The organism is Flavivirga abyssicola (assembly GCF_030540775.2).
Taxonomy (GTDB): domain Bacteria; phylum Bacteroidota; class Bacteroidia; order Flavobacteriales; family Flavobacteriaceae; genus Flavivirga; species Flavivirga abyssicola.
In genome coordinates, this window is record NZ_CP141266.1 from 67,183 (window position 1) to 85,810 (window position 18,628).

General features: G+C 31.0%; 20 protein-coding genes. 11 read left to right on the forward strand and 9 right to left on the reverse strand.

The genetic code is table 11. The features are described from left to right. Positions 1–25: 25 nt before the first annotated feature. From Q4Q34_RS00295 to Q4Q34_RS00325, 7 genes are all read left to right on the forward strand, one after another. The gene (locus Q4Q34_RS00295) at positions 26–637 is read left to right on the forward strand and encodes an FMN-dependent NADH-azoreductase (protein ID WP_303319057.1); all 612 of its coding nucleotides are present in this window, start codon (positions 26–28) and stop codon (positions 635–637) included. Positions 638–645: 8 nt separating this feature from the next. Further along, positions 646–1,161 carry a cupin domain-containing protein gene (locus tag Q4Q34_RS00300; protein ID WP_303319056.1) on the forward strand — a complete coding sequence of 172 codons (516 nt, stop codon included), beginning with the start codon at positions 646–648 and terminating at the stop codon, positions 1,159–1,161. 264 nt (positions 1,162–1,425) lie between these two features. Continuing rightward, positions 1,426–2,325, forward strand: a complete 900-nt coding sequence (locus Q4Q34_RS00305) for a MerR family transcriptional regulator (RefSeq protein ID WP_303319055.1) — start codon at positions 1,426–1,428, stop codon at positions 2,323–2,325. Between the two features lie 44 nt (positions 2,326–2,369). Continuing rightward, the gene (locus Q4Q34_RS00310; RefSeq protein ID WP_303319054.1) at positions 2,370–3,833 is read left to right on the forward strand and encodes a phytoene desaturase family protein; all 1,464 of its coding nucleotides are present in this window, start codon (positions 2,370–2,372) and stop codon (positions 3,831–3,833) included. 2 nt (positions 3,834–3,835) lie between these two features. After that, positions 3,836–4,675, forward strand: a complete 840-nt coding sequence (locus Q4Q34_RS00315; protein WP_303319053.1) for a phytoene/squalene synthase family protein — start codon at positions 3,836–3,838, stop codon at positions 4,673–4,675. 9 nt (positions 4,676–4,684) lie between these two features. Further along, entirely contained in the window at positions 4,685–5,134 is a 450-nt protein-coding gene (locus tag Q4Q34_RS00320; RefSeq protein ID WP_303319052.1) for a sterol desaturase family protein, read from the forward strand. A 3-nt stretch (positions 5,135–5,137) separates the two neighbouring features. Beyond that, positions 5,138–5,848 (forward strand): lycopene cyclase domain-containing protein, encoded by a 711-nt coding sequence (locus Q4Q34_RS00325; protein WP_303319051.1) that lies wholly within the window; start codon positions 5,138–5,140, stop codon positions 5,846–5,848. Here the strand turns inward: Q4Q34_RS00325 and Q4Q34_RS00330 are convergent. The 7 genes from Q4Q34_RS00330 to Q4Q34_RS00360 form a co-directional block, all read right to left on the reverse strand. Beyond that, positions 5,826–6,392, reverse strand: coding sequence for a TlpA family protein disulfide reductase (locus Q4Q34_RS00330; RefSeq protein WP_303319050.1), 567 nt, complete (start codon positions 6,390–6,392; stop codon positions 5,826–5,828). The genes Q4Q34_RS00325 and Q4Q34_RS00330 overlap by 23 nt on opposite strands. Before the next feature lie 73 nt (positions 6,393–6,465). Next, a complete protein-coding gene (locus tag Q4Q34_RS00335) occupies positions 6,466–7,362 on the reverse strand; it encodes an anti-sigma factor (protein WP_303319049.1) in 897 nt (298 codons plus the stop codon). 76 nt (positions 7,363–7,438) lie between these two features. Beyond that, entirely contained in the window at positions 7,439–8,110 is a 672-nt protein-coding gene (locus Q4Q34_RS00340; RefSeq protein WP_303319048.1) for a Crp/Fnr family transcriptional regulator, read from the reverse strand. Between the two features lie 96 nt (positions 8,111–8,206). Further along, positions 8,207–8,641, reverse strand: a complete 435-nt coding sequence (locus Q4Q34_RS00345) for a DUF5606 family protein (protein ID WP_303319047.1) — start codon at positions 8,639–8,641, stop codon at positions 8,207–8,209. Positions 8,642–8,697: 56 nt separating this feature from the next. Next, positions 8,698–9,288: a peptide deformylase gene (gene def / locus Q4Q34_RS00350; RefSeq protein WP_303319046.1), complete on the reverse strand. Its 591-nt coding sequence runs from the start codon at positions 9,286–9,288 to the stop codon at positions 8,698–8,700. Between the two features lie 90 nt (positions 9,289–9,378). Next, positions 9,379–9,789 carry a Holliday junction resolvase RuvX gene (gene ruvX / locus Q4Q34_RS00355; RefSeq protein WP_303319045.1) on the reverse strand — a complete coding sequence of 137 codons (411 nt, stop codon included), beginning with the start codon at positions 9,787–9,789 and terminating at the stop codon, positions 9,379–9,381. Between the two features lie 202 nt (positions 9,790–9,991). Beyond that, positions 9,992–10,300, reverse strand: coding sequence for a hypothetical protein (locus tag Q4Q34_RS00360; protein WP_303319044.1), 309 nt, complete (start codon positions 10,298–10,300; stop codon positions 9,992–9,994). Between the two features lie 331 nt (positions 10,301–10,631). Between Q4Q34_RS00360 and Q4Q34_RS00365 the strand changes: the two genes are divergently transcribed. Then, positions 10,632–11,447, forward strand: a complete 816-nt coding sequence (locus Q4Q34_RS00365; RefSeq protein WP_303319043.1) for a 2,3,4,5-tetrahydropyridine-2,6-dicarboxylate N-succinyltransferase — start codon at positions 10,632–10,634, stop codon at positions 11,445–11,447. 70 nt (positions 11,448–11,517) lie between these two features. Then, positions 11,518–12,564, forward strand: coding sequence for a glycosyltransferase family 9 protein (locus Q4Q34_RS00370; RefSeq protein WP_303319042.1), 1,047 nt, complete (start codon positions 11,518–11,520; stop codon positions 12,562–12,564). Positions 12,565–12,567: 3 nt separating this feature from the next. Here the strand turns inward: Q4Q34_RS00370 and Q4Q34_RS00375 are convergent, their stop codons facing one another. Beyond that, positions 12,568–13,611, reverse strand: a complete 1,044-nt coding sequence (locus Q4Q34_RS00375; RefSeq protein WP_303319041.1) for a beta-1,6-galactofuranosyltransferase — start codon at positions 13,609–13,611, stop codon at positions 12,568–12,570. A gap of 66 nt (positions 13,612–13,677) precedes the next feature. On the opposite strand from Q4Q34_RS00375, the gene glf reads away from it, so the two are divergent. Next, positions 13,678–14,775, forward strand: coding sequence for a UDP-galactopyranose mutase (glf, locus tag Q4Q34_RS00380; RefSeq protein ID WP_303319040.1), 1,098 nt, complete (start codon positions 13,678–13,680; stop codon positions 14,773–14,775). A gap of 32 nt (positions 14,776–14,807) precedes the next feature. Then, entirely contained in the window at positions 14,808–15,572 is a 765-nt protein-coding gene (locus Q4Q34_RS00385; RefSeq protein ID WP_303319039.1) for a glycosyltransferase family 2 protein, read from the forward strand. A 443-nt stretch (positions 15,573–16,015) separates the two neighbouring features. Here the strand turns inward: Q4Q34_RS00385 and Q4Q34_RS00390 are convergent, their stop codons facing one another. Continuing rightward, positions 16,016–18,241 (reverse strand): T9SS type A sorting domain-containing protein, encoded by a 2,226-nt coding sequence (locus Q4Q34_RS00390; protein WP_303319038.1) that lies wholly within the window; start codon positions 18,239–18,241, stop codon positions 16,016–16,018. Positions 18,242–18,628: the final 387 nt, after the last annotated feature.

An 18,628-nucleotide genomic window follows, 5' to 3' on the forward strand; every position in this document is an offset into this window, starting at 1 on the left:
CTATTGAAATTAAAAAAATCAATAAATGAAAACATTATTAAGAATAGATTGTAGTTCCAGAATTAAAGGATCACATTCCAGAACATTAGCTGATTATTTTGAGGAACATTGGAAGACTGCTAATCCTAAAGGCACCATTATTTACAGAGATTTAGCAAAACAGGCGTTACCCCACATACAAAACAATACGATTGAAGGGTTTTACACGCCTATTGAGTATATGTCTCCTCAAATTAAAGAGGCTACCGCTTTATCTGATGAATTAATAGAAGAATTAAAATCTGTAGATGAAATTCTAATTAGTAGTCCTTTATATAATTTGAATATTCCCTCTAACCTCAAAGCGTATTTAGATCAAGTGGTAAGAATTGGACATACATTCAATATTAATGAAAAAGGTTATTATGGTTTATTAGAAGGTAAACTAGCCTATCTGGTTACAGTTAAAGGTGGTGTATATAAAGGTACTTTTATGGAACCATATGATTTTCAAGAACCTTATTTAAAAGCCATACTTGGACATATGGGTATAAAAACTCAGGAATTATTTTCACTTGAAGGATCTACAAATCAGCAAACCTTAGAACAAAATAAGGTCATAGTAGAAAACACCATTGATCAATTATTCAATAAATAAAACAAAATATGATGATTGCAAAAGAAAATTATTTTGAAGATGAATTGGAAAATAATGCATCCATAATTAAAGCTAATGAAGGTGAAAAACTGGAATTAAATACTATTTCAATTACATTTAAAGTTACTAGTAAAATCTCTAACGACCAATTAGGTATTTATGAGATTTCCCTCCCTCCTATGGCCATTGGTGCAAAACTACACTATCATAGGTTTATGGACGAAACCTTTATAGTAAATGAAGGTTTTTTAACCATTCAAGTTGCCGATAAAGAATATAGTGCGGAGCCAGGAACCATTGCTTATATACCTCGATTTACCCCGCATGGATTTAGAAATGATACGAATGAAACTGTGAAATTAACATTGGTTTTTAATCCATCTCAAAAACGCGAAGGCTTTTTTAAAGGTCTATATGAAACATTAAACGACGTTCTTATTGATCCAGAAAAGTACTTAAAACTATATAATAAATACGATAGTTTTCCTGTAGACACTTCTAATATGATACCAATAAGAGAGTAGAAAAAGGGTGAAACTAAAAAGCCTTTATAATTTGATTTGTCAGGTTGAGCCAGTCGAAACCAATATTGATTATCAGTAATCTAAATATATTTCGACAAGCTCAATATGACATCGAACTTACTTTTTAGCCTCATTTTTGATTTACTACCCTCAATAATTAGCTATCAACCCCACTTATTTATACTAAAATTTGATTAGTTTTTAAATTTTTTAACGCTTTGTCGATTAATTTATGTAATTTTGTTTAACTTAAATTAAAAATTAATGAACAATATCAAGGTTAACTTTAGTATAAAAGACTTAGAAAACCTTACAGGTATCAAAGCTCACACTATACGTATTTGGGAAAAACGTTATGATTTATTACGCCCAAATAGGTCAGACACCAACATTCGAAATTATAGCCTAGCTAGTTTTCAAAAGCTATTAAATATATCATACTTAAATAATAACGGATTAAAAATCTCAAAAATTGCTAATCTAAAAGAAGAAGAAATCCCTATTAAGGTAAGAGAAATTGCATCTCGAGCTAAAGTTGAAGATCATGCTATCAATGCATTAAAAATGGCCATGATTAATTTTGATCAGGTACTATTCTATAGCACCTATAACAATTTGCTAGAAACGAAATCTTTTAGTGAAATTTTCTATACGGTCTTTTTACCTCTTTTAAATGAAATAGGGCTTCTGTGGCAAACCAATACCATTACGCCAGCTCACGAACATTTTTTATCTATCCATATAAAACAAAAGATTCTCTTAAACACTGAGAGATTACAAATTTTAGAACCTAAACCTGTTTCTAAAACCTATGTCTTATTTTTACCTGATAACGAAATTCATGATATTGGTCTTTTGTTTATCAATTATCAATTAAGAAGTAAAGGCTACCATACTATTTTTCTTGGTGAGAGTGTTCCTATGGAAAGTCTTACAGATTTATTAGAATTTTTTGATGAAATTACCTTTATATCTTACTTTACAGTTCATCCCCCAGAACAAGAGATTCCTGATTATATTAATAAATTTAATGAGACACTATTAAACAAAGAAAATACAAAGTTTTTATTGCTGGGTAAAAAAGTGTCTGATTACAACCTTTCCGATCTTCCAGAGAAAATAAGTATATTTAATTCAATAGAAAATTTAGTTAAAGACTTATAAAGGTTTTTATTTTGTTTAACTTTTAACTATATTTGTTAAACAATATGAAATCAACTGCAAATATAATAGGTTCTGGGTTTTCGTCTTTAGCTGCTTCATGCTACTTAGCAAAAGCTGGATATGATGTTACTATTTTTGAAAAAAACAAAACCATTGGAGGGAGAGCCAGACAACTTATAAAAGATGGGTTTACTTTTGATATAGGACCTACATGGTACTGGATGCCTGACGTTTTTGAACGTTTTTTTTCAGATTTTAACAAGTCCCCAGATGACTATTATTCTTTAGAAAAATTAAATCCTGCCTACAGTGTATACTTCGGTAAAGATGATTTTATTACAATAGAAGACACCTTAGAAAAAATAACTGTTGCTTTTGAAAAGGAAGAGTCAGGAAGCTCTAAAAAACTTAAAAAGTTTATTAATCAAGCAAAAAGTAACTATGATATAGCTATTAAAGATCTGGTTTATAATCCGGGTGTCTCTCCTTTAGAATTAGTAACCTTTACAACGCTTAAGAAGTTTGATCAATTTTTTAGCAATATAAAAAGAGACGTAAGAAAAGAATTTAAGAATAAAAGACTTGTAAAAATTCTAGAGTTTCCTGTTTTATTTTTAGGTGCTAAACCTAGTGACACACCTTCTTTTTATAGTTTTATGAATTATGCCGATTTTGGATTGGGTACATTTCATCCCAAAAAGGGTATGTATGAAGTGATTCTGGCTATGGAAAAACTGGCTAAAGAATTAGGAGTCACTATTAAAACCAATGCTCCGATAGAAAAAATTGTTGTAGAAAATGGAGCATACAAAGAGCTTGTTTCAAATGGAAAAACATATACGTCTAACATCGTTGTAAGTGGTGCTGATTATCATCACACCGAAACGCTTTTAGATAAGTCATATAGGCAATATTCAGAAAACTATTGGAACAAAAGAACATTTGCACCTTCTTCCCTCCTATTTTATGTAGGGTTTGATAAAAAGTTAAAAAACGTCAATCATCATACGCTCTTTTTTGATGTTGACTTTGATGTTCATGCTGAAGCTATTTATGATCATCCGAAATGGCCAGAAAATCCGTTATTTTATGCCAGTTTTCCAAGTAAAACAGATATAAATTCTGCTCCAGAAGGAAAAGAGGCTGGTATTTTTTTGATTCCATTAGCTCCTGGATTACATGACACGCCAGAGTTAAGAGAGGCTTATTTTGATAAAATTATAAACCGTTTTGAAAGTTTAACCTCTCAAAATGTAAAAAAACATATTATCTTTAAAGAGAGTTTTTGTATTAACGATTTTATTAACGATTACAATTCTTACAAAGGAAATGCATACGGAATGGCGAATACGTTAACGCAAACGGCTTTTTTAAGACCCAAATTAAAAAGTAAAAAAGTAAAAAACTTGTTTTTTACTGGACAATTAACTGTACCTGGTCCTGGGGTTCCTCCCTCATTAATATCTGGGAAATTAGTAGCAGATTTAGTAACAAAATACCATCACTAATTATGAAATTATTATTTGATACAGTCTCTTATAATTGTAGTAAGCTAGTAACAAAAACATATAGCACGTCTTTTTCCTTAGCTACAAAAATGCTTTCTAAATCTATTAGAATGGATATTTACAATATTTACGGCTTTGTTCGTTTTGCTGATGAGATTGTTGATTCTTTCCATGACTATAATAAAGAGCAACTATTTAATAAATTTTCTGATGATTTAGAACTTGCACTCAAAGACAAAATTAGTTTAAACCCTATACTTAATTCTTTTCAACATACATTTCACAAATATAGTTTAGATAAAAATTTAGTAGATGCTTTTATGAAAAGCATGCGTATGGATTTACACAAAACTAAATATCTTACAGAAGAAGAGTACAGAGCTTATATTTATGGATCTGCCGACGTTGTAGGGCTTATGTGCTTAAAAGTTTTTGTGAAAGGGGATCATATTAAATATGAAGCGCTCAAAGATACAGCTATGTCTTTAGGGTCTGCTTTTCAAAAAGTAAATTTTTTAAGAGACCTGAAAGCTGACCATGATGATTTAAACAGGACTTATTTTCCTAAAACGGATTTAAATAATTTAGATGAAACTGCTAAACAAAATATTATAGATGATATAGAAGTAGACTTTGCAAGGGGTTTAAGCGGTATAAAAAAACTACCTATAGAGGCCAAGTTTGGTGTTTTTATGGCATATAGGTACTATCGTCAATTATTAAAAAAATTAAAAAAGACGCCTGCTTTACAAATAAAAAATACCAGAATACGAGTTTCAAACCCCAAAAAAATAGAGCTTTTAATGCGGAGCTATGTAAAATATCAATTAAATTTAATGTAATTTTATACTATGCATACGGTATACTGGATATTAATTTTTTTAGGAACTTATTGTTTTATGGAGTTCATGGCCTGGTTTACACATAAATATGTGATGCATGGTTTTTTATGGTCTTTACACAAAGATCATCACAAAAAAGATCACGATAGCTGGTTTGAGAGAAATGACGCGTTTTTCTTATTCTATGCTGTTGTTAGTATTGTCTTTTTCTTGCTATGGAAATACACAAGTTTTTGGGCAGGTTTACCAATAGGTGTAGGCATATTTGCTTACGGCTTATCTTATTTCATCGTGCATGATATCTTTATACATCAGCGTTTTAAGTTATTTAGAAATGCCAATAATTGGTATGCCAAAGGTGTAAGACGTGCCCATAAAATACATCACAAACATTTAGGCAAAAAAGATGGAGAATGTTTTGGAATGCTGTTTGTCCCCTTTAAATACTTTAAAAAGTAATAGATGGATTATTTATATCTGTTACTAAATTTCGGGTCTTTATCTGTTCCTTTTTTATTTAGTTTCCATCCTAAGCTAATGTTTTACAAACGCTGGAAATCTTTATTTATAGGACTCTTAATAAGCATGGCTATATTTATTCCCTGGGACATTATCTTTACTATAAACGGTATTTGGGGATTTAATCAAGAGTATTTTCTAGGTCTTAAGATATTTTCTTTACCTATAGAGGAATGGCTTTTTTTTATTTGCATCCCATACGCTTGTACTTTTACACATTATGCGTTATTGTATTATTTCCCAAATCTAAAATTACCACGGGCAACAACTAAAACGATTAGCTACTTACTTATATTTTTATTATTAATACTTTCAATTTATAATAGTAATAAATGTTACACATTTATAAATTTTGTGCTCGCCACTATTTTAATTGCTATTGTAATAAATAAGGATCCTAATTTATTAAGCAGTTTCTACTTGACATTTTTAGTAATGCTTATACCCTTTTTTATAGTAAATGGTATATTAACTGGCAGTTTTATTACTAATGAAGTAGTTTGGTACAATAATTCGGAAAACTTGAATATTAGATTATTTACAATTCCAATTGAAGATACTGTATATGCATTTTCCCTTATTCTCTTGAATTTATTTGTAATGACTCGTTTTGAGAATAAAAGAAAACTTTCTATTTCAGCAAGTCATCTATAGCGCTTCTAACCGTATCACTATTCCAATTCGCAGCACCATTTTTATCAATTATAATATGGCCTTGAGTATCTATTAAAAATGTTCGTGGAATACTTGTAACATCAAAAGGTTCTGGATACTTAGTTAATGGGTTATATACTTTAAACGTGTAATTGTTTTTATTTAAAAACTGATTGATAGTAGAGTGATCTTCATTAGAAACAAAGACAAATTCAATTTTATCCTTATAATCATTATAAAGCAATTGCATGCTAGGCATTTCTGCTATGCAAGGTGGACACCAGGTTGCCCAAAAATTCACTAAAACAACACGTCCTTTTACTTGTTCAAAATTTAAAGTTCCGCCTTGGTCATCTTTAAGTTTCCAATTATAATCTGTTAGAACTGACTGTTTTTCATGGCTAACTATTGATGGGCTAAAAAGTGCCAGCCCTTTATGTAATAGTGTTTGTATTGGTTGACGTGTTTGTGGAATGATCAAAATAGCAATAATGACTAGGTATATAAGATTCTTTAAGCTATTTTTTTTTCTTCTTCTTAACATATATAAAATAAAAGGCACAGTTTCTATGTCGAAACTGTGCCTTAAATCTAACAAAATTATGAAATTAATTCATTTATCTAATGGCCCATCCTGTTGGGAAAGAAGCTGAGCTATATGTAAGATCATGAGTAGCAGGAGCTGTATCTTGTCCTATCATACCTACTAAAGGTTTTAAAGTAAAAGGTGCAGGAGAATTATCTGGATCTGGCTCTACAGAGATAACTGCTGTAAGACCTCTTACATCTAATGGAAACGTAAACCCTGCTGGTGCATTGTTAAAAAAGTCCTCTCCAGGTACTGGAGGTCCAGCATTATTTTCTGTTCCACTAAAATCATTAGAATCATCTACTTCAGTAAAACCTGTAAACGTTCCTGTTGTTAATGGTCCAACACCATCTACAACTACCCATCCTTCATATTTCCATCCGGCAGGTAACACAGGCAATCCTAAACCGGCAGTTGGAGGTCCCGCAGCTTGTGGGGTTCCGAACCAAATACCGTTTTCATCATTACCGTTATTACCACTTCCTGGTGCTTCATCTGTTGGAGTTCTTAAAAATGATGTTCCCCAAGAAGCACTAAAGTCACCTACTACGGCTGTATTAACAGGAGCTCTATCTCCTGAAAAATCACCTACTAAAATTTTTGTATCTGCAGGCGTTGCTGCCGCTGTTCCTGTTTCTCCTGCTGGTTCAATTGATAATACAAATGTTGTTGCATTTTCTAATTGAGTGGCATCTACTGTAAAAGATTGTGGGAATGTAACCGAACTAAACGTTCCTGTTGAAACTGGTGCGCCATCTACAATTATCCAGCCTTCATAAACGAAATCGTCACCTAAAGGATCTAAACCATTTAAATCTAAAGTTAAACTAGCAGTCGATGGTCCGTTATTATCGTCATCATTGCTGCAAGAACTAGCAAATAATCCTATTGCTAATACTGCAACTATAAACATTTTTTTAATCATTGTCTTTTTTATTTTAAAATTTTTAATACTTCAAAATTAAAGCACACAGATTTTATAAAATGTTAGCTATCTAACATTAAGCAATATTTTTATGAATTCTTATTTCTTTTCTAGTAAATTGAATCACGTTTTCTTCTTTTAATTCGTTTAAAAGTATATTTAACGTAGGTCTGGAAGTACCTATTAAAGAAGCAATATCTTTTTGTGTATAAGGGTGATGAATCACTTTATCGCCTGTTTTTTCACAATCGTATCCATAGTCTGAGCATAACTCATCTAAAAATTCTATAAGGCGTGTTTTCGTATCTTTAAATAGTAGTAATTGTAATCGTCGTTCTAATTTTTTTAATTTAAAACCGATGACTTTATATACTTTAAAACTAAAGGTTTGATTATTTCGCATTAAATCATGCATAGTATCAACGCCTATAGGGCAAATACTGGTAGTATTGTCGATTGATTGAGCGAATTCCTCGCGTTTAGATTCTCCAAGGATAGCAGTTTCTCCAAATAGTTCGCCACGGGTTAAAATGGCTTTAACGACTTCGTCCCCTTCTTCACTATAATACCCTATTTTAACTTTACCCTTTTCTATAAGATATACTTTGTTTGCAGAGTCTTCTTCAAAGTATATATAGTCTTTCTTTTTGTAGGCATCAAAATCGTGATTCGCTTTGTAAGCTTTAAATTTGTGGGGACAAAGCACCTTGAAAAGATTGACATCATCAAAAAACCAAAGTGATTTCATTAATTTATTATTTTTTGTTATCTTATTTACAGTCGGGGGCAACTAAAAAAGCTTACAAAATAGGTATAAAAAAAACCTCCTTGTGGAGGTTTAAATTTATTCTTCTTCGTCTGATGTCGTAGTATCACTTTCTTCTTCTGAATCTGAAAAATCCAGCATATCATGTTTTTGTAGTAAATTATACCATTGTACTACTTTTTTAATATCGCTTGCATATACCCTATCTTCATCGTAGTCTGGTAATACATCAAAGAAATATTCTTCTAACTTATCCTTACTATCTTTAGGCTTTACAGAAGCTTGCTCGCCATTTTCTTTTTTCTTAATACGTTCAAGAACTTGCTTTAATGGTACTTCTTCTGCCAAAGTATAGATTGCTATTTCACTTAAAATGCTAATGTTATTTTGTACACTTACAGAAATACGTTTGTTATCTATTAACGATTCTGCTACAAAACCACCTCGTGTTTGTGCTATTAATTTATATAATCCTGGTTTTCCACCTATTGATAGTATTTTATCTAAACTCATAATTATTAATTGAAAGAGAGGGCAAATATCAATTGTTTATTAATTGCCTGCAAATATTATCGCTTCTTTTTTTGATCAGGAAAACGCATTCTATAATCAACACTAATCTTCCCTTTAGATATATTAGTTAACCGGCCTTTTATTAATCGTTTTTTTAAACTAGAAAGTTTATCTGTAAATAAAATACCTTCAATATGATCGTACTCATGTTGAATCACTCGGGCTATCAATCCATCAAAAACTTCTGTATGTGGTTTAAAATTTTCATCAACATACGCTACGGTTATTTTTGGCTGTCTAAAAACATCCTCTCTAACATCTGGAATACTTAAACATCCCTCATTAAAAGCCCACTCATCACCTTCTTCTTTGGTTATTTTGGCATTAATAAAAACACGCTTAAAGTCTTTTAATTTTTTTTGTTCTTCTGTAGTTAAATCTTCATCTTCTGCAAAAGGTGTCGTATCTACCAAAAACAGTCTAATAGGCAACCCTATTTGTGGTGCAGCAAGACCAACACCATAGGCATTATACATAGTTTCAAACATATTATCTAAAAGCGTATCAAGTTTTGGATAGTCTTTAGTAATGTCTTTTCCTTTCTTTTTTAAGACTGGGTCGCCATAAGCTACTATTGGTAAAATCATTATTTGCTAGGTATTTTATGTTTGCAAAAATACTAATACTATAATTTACTGTTCCTATTTATACAAAATTTATTCTTAATGAAGCGCTACTTATCTGGAATACAAATAACTCTGCAAAATAAGTGTCGCACTAATTTCATCTATTAATGCTTTATTTTTTCGCTGGTTCTTTTTCAAACCGCTATCAATCATCGTTTGGAAAGCCATTTTAGAAGTAAATCGTTCGTCTACTCTTTCTATTGGAATATTAGGAAATTCCTTTTTTAAATTATCTATAAAAGGCAGTATATGAATTTCACTTTCTGAAGCGGTATTATTCATTTGTTTTGGCTCTCCAACTAAAAATAATTCAACTTGCTCATTGATGGTATAATCTTTTAAAAACTTTAAAAGTTCTTTTGTATTCACAGTGGTAAGTCCAGAAGCTATAATTTGTAACTCATCTGTAACGGCTATGCCTGTTCTTTTAGTACCATAATCTATTGCTAATATGCGAGCCATATAAATATTTTGTACAAAAATAGTTTAATAAACTATCTTGGTGCAAGCCCATAAGGTATTAAATTCAAAAAAAAGAAAAACGAGGTAAGTAGCATCGTGGTATTAATCCTAAAAGCTCAATAAAATAAGAAAAGCTGCCTTTTCAGACAGCCTTTCTCAACTTTAACTTTAACCTTGATTAATAATATTTAAAATCTATATGTTAAGCCTTAACTGGCTTGTTTATTTTTGGAAATAAAAACTTAATATTTTCAACATTTCTTACTCTATTAAGGTATCGTCTAATATCACTAGTACGTGCAATAGATTCTCTTAATTCTTTAGCGTCAATTAACAATAAGTCATTTTCTTTTACAGTTTCTACTGTATTATTTTTTGCAACCGTCACCTCCACTTCATTTACAGAAACCAATATAACTTTATTAGCCTCCATCTTATTAGTATTGCTTTGAGCTATTCCGAAAGAAAAGGAAAGTAATAAAATTAATAGTATGTAAATATTTGTTTTCATTCTGTTTGTTATCGTTTGCATACTCCAAATATATGTTCATACCAGAGCTCAAACACAAAAAAATAGTTATAAGCCAACGTATTTTCGATTAGTAGTGGAGCTACAAATTTTTATCGATAAACAGATTAAAAGTCTTTTTTAGAAGACGAAATACAACAAAAATGCATTTCATCGATTTATTTTTTTCTTTCAAAGGAAAAACAAGGTTTTATTTTTATTAAATTTTGCAGGAATCGACGAAAAGTTTGTGGCACTTCTTAATTGATATAATGACTTTTTCGTTCTATTTTTTAAATGATACCTATTATATTTGCTCAAAATTTAAATATCAATGACAGAATTACAACAAATCATAGAAAAGGCTTGGGAGAATAGAGATCTTTTAAAAGAAGAAACAACAACTTCTGCTATAAGAAAGGTTATAGATTTATTAGATAAAGGTGAATTGAGGGTAGCGGAACCGATAGAAGGTGGTTGGCAAGTTAACGAATGGGTAAAAAAAGGAGTTGTTTTATATTTTCCAATTCAGAAAATGGAAACTATAGAGGCTGGTCCGTTAGAATTTCATGATAAAATTCCATTAAAACGTGGTTATGCAGAAAAAGGGATTCGTGTGGTTCCTCATGCGGTAGCAAGACATGGTGCTTATATTTCTAGTGGTACTATATTAATGCCTAGTTATGTAAACATTGGTGCTTATGTAGATGAAGGTACTATGGTTGATACTTGGGCTACAGTTGGTAGTTGTGCTCAAATAGGTAAAAATGTACACCTATCTGGGGGTGTTGGTATTGGTGGTGTTTTAGAACCTTTACAAGCTGCTCCAGTGATTATAGAGGATAATGCCTTTATTGGATCTAGATGCATTGTTGTTGAAGGGGTACGTGTTGAAACCGAAGCGGTATTAGGTGCTGGTGTTGTTTTAACAATGAGTACAAAAATTATTGATGTAACCGGAGATGAACCTGTTGAATATAAAGGTCGAGTACCTGCCCGTTCTGTAGTTATACCTGGTAGTTATGCAAAAGAATTCCCTTCTGGAAGTTATAATGTTCCTTGTGCTTTAATTATTGGTAAACGTAAAGAGAGTACTAATAAAAAAACGTCTCTCAATGATGCTTTAAGAGAGCATGATGTAGCTGTTTAAATAAGTCGCAGTGTGCAGTAGTAGCAGTATACAGTGCTTACTCATATGCAAAAAAATGAAGTTGTAAATTTTGAAAATCTTAATCATACAACAAAAAATGATTGGCGATGTGCTTACAAGCAGTATTCTGTTTGAAGCACTTCGCTTAAAATATCCAAAGGCTCAATTGGACTATTTAATAAATGAGCATACATTACCCGTCGTAGAAAATAACCCAAACATTGATAATTTCGTTTTATTTACTAAACAGGATGAACTTAGCAAAGCCAATCTTATAAAATTTGCCAAGTCTATAGGAAATGAAAAGTACGATGTAGTCGTTGATACGTATTCTAAATTATCTAGTAATTTAATAAGCCTTTTCTCTGGAGCAAAAACTAAAATTTCATATTACAAATTCTATACGACCCTTTTTTATCACTATAATATAAAAAGGGAGAAGCCTAATAATGGAAAAACAGGATTGGCCATTGTTAATAGAATGCAGCTACTAGCGCCTTTAGGTATTGAACCATCGTTTATAAAACCAAAAATATATTTGACTGAAAAGGAAATTTCTAACAGTAAGGCGTTTCTGGAAAGTTATCAGATAGATTTTAGTAAACCTTTATATATGATAAGTGTATTGGGTAGTGGTAAAAATAAAACGTATCCTTTTAATTATATGGCTAAAGTTATTGATACTTTAGTTGAGGAAACTTCTGGACAAATATTATTTAATTACATCCCAAAGCAAGAAACTGAAGCTAGGGTCATATTAAATTTATGCAAACCAGAAACTCAAAAAAATATTCGCTTTAATGTATTCGGAAAGAGTTTAAGAGCGTTTTTAGCCATAACATACCATTGCGATGCTTTAATTGGTAATGAAGGTGGTACTATTAATATGGCAAAAGCTTTAAACATTAAAACTTTCGCTATATATTCTCCATGGATAGATAAGGCAACTTGGAATCTTTTTGAGAATGAGAATAACGCTAGTGTTCATTTAAAGGATTTTATGCCTGAGTTATACACTAAGGCTGAAAAGAAATATAAAAAGGAAGCAGCCGAGCTATATAAAAAATTTAAACCGCAGCTTTTTACAGATAAATTAAAAGCGTTTTTAAAGTTATAATTATTAGCTATTCACTTCTTCCAAAGCTTTCTTAACTGCTGTTTTCACAAATTGTCCTTTCATTACTTTTTCTTGAACACCTAGAACATTGTTTTTCATTAATTCATAATCGTCCTGTGTTAAACCTTCTAAGACAGTATTCAAATCCTTTAAGTTAGCTATACTTATTCCTAAGTTATTATCGACAATAAAGGATGCTATAGCTGCTTGATCCCAAACAATTACCGGAAGTCCACACAAAAGATATAAAGATGTTTTATGAGGGTTATTATATTTTAAATATTCCCCCAAATCTCCACTACAAGATTCTGTTGAGATACCATCCCATACCAATCCGAAATCAGCTTCAATTTTATAAGCTATTTGGTCTGAAGGAAAGGCGCCTTGATAATAAATAACAGATGCTTCTTCACTTACTTTTCGTTTATTAGCATCGAAACCTACACCATATAACTTTAAATTGTATTTACTGTGTTCCAAGGTATCAAAATCAAAAATGTATGAGTTTTTACCATGAGCAAAGCCCCCAGCATAGGCAATTCTGTAAGCATCATTTTTATTAAGATCTTTATTTTGAAGTGGTTTTTCTTCCGAAACATAGTCAAAAATCCCTAAAACTATAATCGGTATGGTTGTATTCTGTTCTAAAAACCATGCTTTCATAGCTTCGTTATGAACAATAATAACATCAGAGCATACAATTTTTGATAATTCCGCTTCAATATCCTTAACTCGCCCTTTTAAACATCTAACATCATGGACTATGGTTATGATTTTACAACGTTTTAATTTTGCAAAAAATAATATTAATTTTCTAAACTTATTATTAGGATATTGAGTGCATAAAACAGATTTAAACGGCAATCTTAATAAAGCCATTGAAATACCAAAAAAATTCTTAATAGTACCTATTCCGGAGCTTGGTATGGATGATTGTTTAAATCCAAGGTTTTTAAATCCTAATGCTTCTAAGGAAAATTCACAATCGGTTTTTGCTTTTCCCGCAGCATTGAATAACGATTTATAGTTTCTGGAAATGTAATACATTATATTGAAAAGTTTTTTTGTAGATAATTATATCCTAGTTTTGCTAAAAATTATAAAAGTATACAAATGTATGATTATTTAATTGTTGGTGCAGGATTATTTGGATGTGTATTTGCCCATGAAGCAACTAAAAAAGGGAAAAAATGTTTAGTCATAGACAAAAGAAATCATGTAGGTGGTAATGTATACTGTGAAAATGTTGATGGTATTAATGTACACAAATATGGCGCACATATTTTTCACACCAATGATAAAGATATTTGGGACTATGTAAATCAATTTGCCGAGTTTAATAACTATGTAAACTCGCCTGTTTCTATATCCAAGGGTAAACTTTATAATTTACCTTTTAATATGAATACTTTTTATCAGTTATGGGGAACGAAAACACCAGAAGAAGCCAAAACAATTATAGAAAGTCAAATTAAGGAGTTTGGCTATAAAAATCCTAAAAATTTAGAAGAACAGGCACTATCTTTAATTGGCAAAGATGTTTATGAAACGCTTATAAAAGAATATACCGAAAAGCAATGGGGCAAAAAAGCCACCGATCTACCTGCCTTTATCATTAAACGCTTACCCGTACGTTATACATTTAATAATAATTATTTTAATGATGCTTATCAAGGTATTCCTATTGGCGGGTACAACAAAATAATTGATGGTTTATTAGAAGGGATCGATATAAAAACCAATGTCGACTTTTTTAAAGATAAAGATGCACTGAGTAATCTAGCTAAAAAAATAGTGTTTACTGGAAAAATAGATGAATTCTATAATTATAAGCATGGGAGCTTAGAATATCGCTCTTTACGATTTGAAAACACAAAGTTAAATACAGAAAACTTTCAAGGCAATGCTGTTATAAACTACAATGATTCTAATGTTCCTTATACTCGAATTATAGAACACAAACATTTTGAGTTTGGTAAACAAAAACACACGGTGGTTACCAAAGAATTCCCAGAGCAATGGACAACAGAGAAAGAAGCCTATTATCCTATTAATAATGATGAGAATCAAAAAAAATATCAAGCTTATAAAACGCTTTCATTACAAGAGTCTCATGTTATATTTGGGGGAAGGCTTGCTGAATATAAATATTATGATATGCACCAAATAATAGCTTCTGCCCTTCAAAAAGCAAAAAAAGAGCTTAATTAACCTATTTTTACAACTATATTTTAGAGTATCAAATGATTAAAATTTCTGGAGTAATAATTACTTTTAATGAAGAAGAGCATTTAGAAAAATGCTTGAAATCCTTAGTTGACGTTGTAGATGAAATTGTTGTTGTAGACTCCTTTTCAACAGATAAAACCCCAGAAATATGTGCTGCTTATAATGTTCGGTTTATTCAAAATAAATTTGAAGGTTATATTGAACAAAAAAATTACGCGCTTTCTCATGCAAAGTATGATTATATTTTATCTCTAGATGGCGATGAAGCATTATCTGACACACTCAAAAAATCCATTTTAGAAGTAAAAGAACATTGGAGTTTTGATGGTTATTATTGTAATCGATTAAATAATTACTGCGGCCAATGGATTAAACATTCTGATTGGTATCCAGATAAAAAGCTAAGATTATTTAAAAAAGGCAATGGTGAGTGGAAAGGTATAAACCCCCATGATAGATATACATTAAAAAAAGGTTTAAAAGCAGGAAAACTTAAAGGGGACTTATTGCATTGGATATACCGAGATTATAAAGAACACAATTTAAAGGTTGAAAACTTTTCAAGTATTGCAGCCCAAGCCTATTTTGATTTAGGAAAAAAATCGTCTCTCTGGAAAATACTATTCAATCCCACTTGGGCCTTTTTTAAAGCTTATTTTTTAAGATTAGGCTTTTTAGATGGCTTAAATGGCTTTGTGATATGTGTACAAACTTTTAATGTTACTTTTTTAAAGTATATAAAGTTGAGAGAATTACATAAAAATGCGTCATCAGATTAACCACACTAATCAAGCTTTTTTATTAGAATTCTAAAAGTCATAGTGATTATTATACTTCTCTGTAAGATTAAAATAATGTGAGTTTTGTTTAAGAGTTCAAGATGTTATTTCGAGTGTCCCGAACTTGCTTCGGGATGTATCGAGAAGCTTTTTTTGTCGAAAATTTATTTGTTTTCGATACGATTTTTTGCAAAAATCGAAGTGACATCTTGAACTCTTAAACAAAACTCACGTTAAAAAATCGAGGCCAGTTTAATTGGGAACTAAATTTCGTTACTAGATCATCTAACTTTATGAAGAAGTCTATAATTTTCTACTTAAAGTAATTAATCTAACGGTGAGAGTCATTTTCTTTTATCAAAAAAATAACCGCAATCTATTAGCATTTAGATTGCGGTCATTAAGTTACTACTTCATTTAATTTTTCAATTTCATGATTCTTTTTATTTAATCAAAACTTTTTTAGTAGTCTGTTTTCCTTCATTGCTAAGGGTCATCAAATAGAATCCAGCAGGCTGATTTGATACGTCAAGTTCTGCAGTATTATCTTGCCCTAGGGGTATTGTATTGTTAAAAACTTCTTGCCCAGTTATGTTTTTTAAAGACACTGAGACTTCATCAGATTTAACATCTCCCATTTTTATAAATAATTTACCCGTAGTTGGATTTGGAAAAACCTTCATGGTTTCTAAAAGCTCATCTTCTTCTACACTTAAGGTGCTTTTAGATACTTTATTAATACAATTGGCTCTATAAGTAAAGATACCTTGTTTAATAGCACAATTAGGTTTCCAGCTTGCACCCGCTCTCCAGTTTTCTCCTCCTCTTTCATACGCTCCTACGTCTGGTTTTGAATTTTCAGTAATACCATTAATTACTACTCCTTTATTCAACAATGGAGATCCTACTTTAGGAAAGTATTTTTTCTGAGAAAAGTTTTCAATTGCATTACTAACACTTGCTTTAACATTGTTTTTTCTTGTTACAGGCTGACCATCAAAAAAGTTGCCTACACTCACATAGTTATTAAAAACTTTTACCTTACTATTATTTTTAATTGGTCTTCCTGACCATGTATAAAATCCTAGACGCGTATTTATAAGACTATTATTAAAGATATCAATAAATTTACCTCCATTAATTTGAATCCCTGAATTATTTGTGTTCCAAATAAGGTTATGATGCAATCTTACTTTTAAAGACTCATTAAAACCTCCTGCCTCATTATCATAATATATTCCTGATGAAAACTTACCCGGTGCATCATGAATCCAGTTATGATGTATAGTATTAGTACCATTATTTGAGGATTCACAGCAATCGTATATAATACCAGCATCTTTCGTGGTTAAACAACCTTTGTACATATCATTATATGCAATTTCATTAGATTGGTTACCATCTCCCTGAATAAGTGCGCGCCCTCCAAAATACATTGAATTTCTAAGTACTTTCTTTTGTTTAGCAACAGTACTAAGTATAAGCCCAGCACTATAAGTTCTTATCCAACCAACATTATGCATATGATTATTAACAAATTTACCACCTGTTCCGTATAAACGTACAGCTGTACCAGTAGCATAACCTATTTCACATTTTTCAATATCCATATTATTTGCTCTAGCATCAACTGCAAACCCTTCTACATAACCTCCAGATCTTTCTGGTGCACCAAAGCCCATAAGGTAATTCCCCATAATAACTCTACAATTGAACATTTTACTATTATGAGAGCCATCAAAAATAGCTGCACCTCCAAATATAGTAATACCTTGTAATTTGATGTTTTGTTTATTGCTAGCATCAAATAAGGTGGTTCTCTTTCTTACTTCTACCGTAGTATTATTCGGGTCTTGACCTCCTGGTGCTCTAAAGTAAAGGATTTTTCTTCCTTTTTCATAAAAAAACTCGCGATCTGCGTCAAGAAAAAATAAACTATTCATTAACACTACATGTCCATCTCCTCTATCTGGAGTATGATTAAAATCCTCAAAACCAGCAGGCTTCCTTAAATTTAAAGTATTACCAGATCTTGATGCGATTGGTGACCTCCAAGTAATCCATCCTGGATTTCCGTAATACATTACAATAGCATCTTTTTTTAATGCTTCGTTAGAAATATTAGGCATTCCAGAAACTGTAACTGATGATTTAGTCCCTTTATTGATTTTCTTCATTTGAAGATCAAAGAGATTATTATTCGTTTTATTTGGCCATCGGGCTAACCAGCACAATTGTTTGTTAACTAACAATAAATTATGATCTGCCGCAAGTGGTAAATTGTAATTTTCAATTTTAAAAAACGTTTTATTGTGCCTCTTCCACTTTTTAGGAGCAACATCAAAAGCACTTATCTCAACATAGTCATTTTTGAAATTTTTAAATGTGATATAATTTCCTGACCGTCCACCTTTTTTCACCTTTACCTGCTCTCTATAAACTCCTTTGTGAATAATTATTACATCACCTGGGTTTGCTACATCAGCAGCTTTTTGAATAGTCACGAAAGGTTTTGCTTTGGTACCCGGATTGCTATTCTTTCCGTTTTTAGCGACATGGATCTCTTTAGCATTTGCCTGAACGCTAAAAAGTAAAGAAAAGAAGCATACTGATATCCACAGAAGCCCCCTTTTTTTAATTAAGTTTTTCATTTTTTTTGTGTGTTTCATCTTTTTCTTTTTTAAGATTAAATATTTTGTTTTATTTAAAAAACAACTTTATTCAATTAGTCAATTTGGGGTGTATTCATGATATACACAGTATGTTCTATACATTTTATCTTTGATATAAACTTTATTGACAGACCATATAATCTCTAATAGGTTATAATAGTTTATATATCACTATAAATACGATACCAGTTTTGAACTAAATCAATCAAAGAGCTTTTTAAAGAGCTTCAATTTTACTCTCATGCACTAACAACAAGTGAATTTACTTTTACCCTATTTTTTATTAAAAATTAGGATTAATTTACAAATAGAGGTTAGGAATTAACTTTTTATCAGACTTTAGCCTTTTATTATAAAGATCAGATTATAAAGGGTTTAAATAAA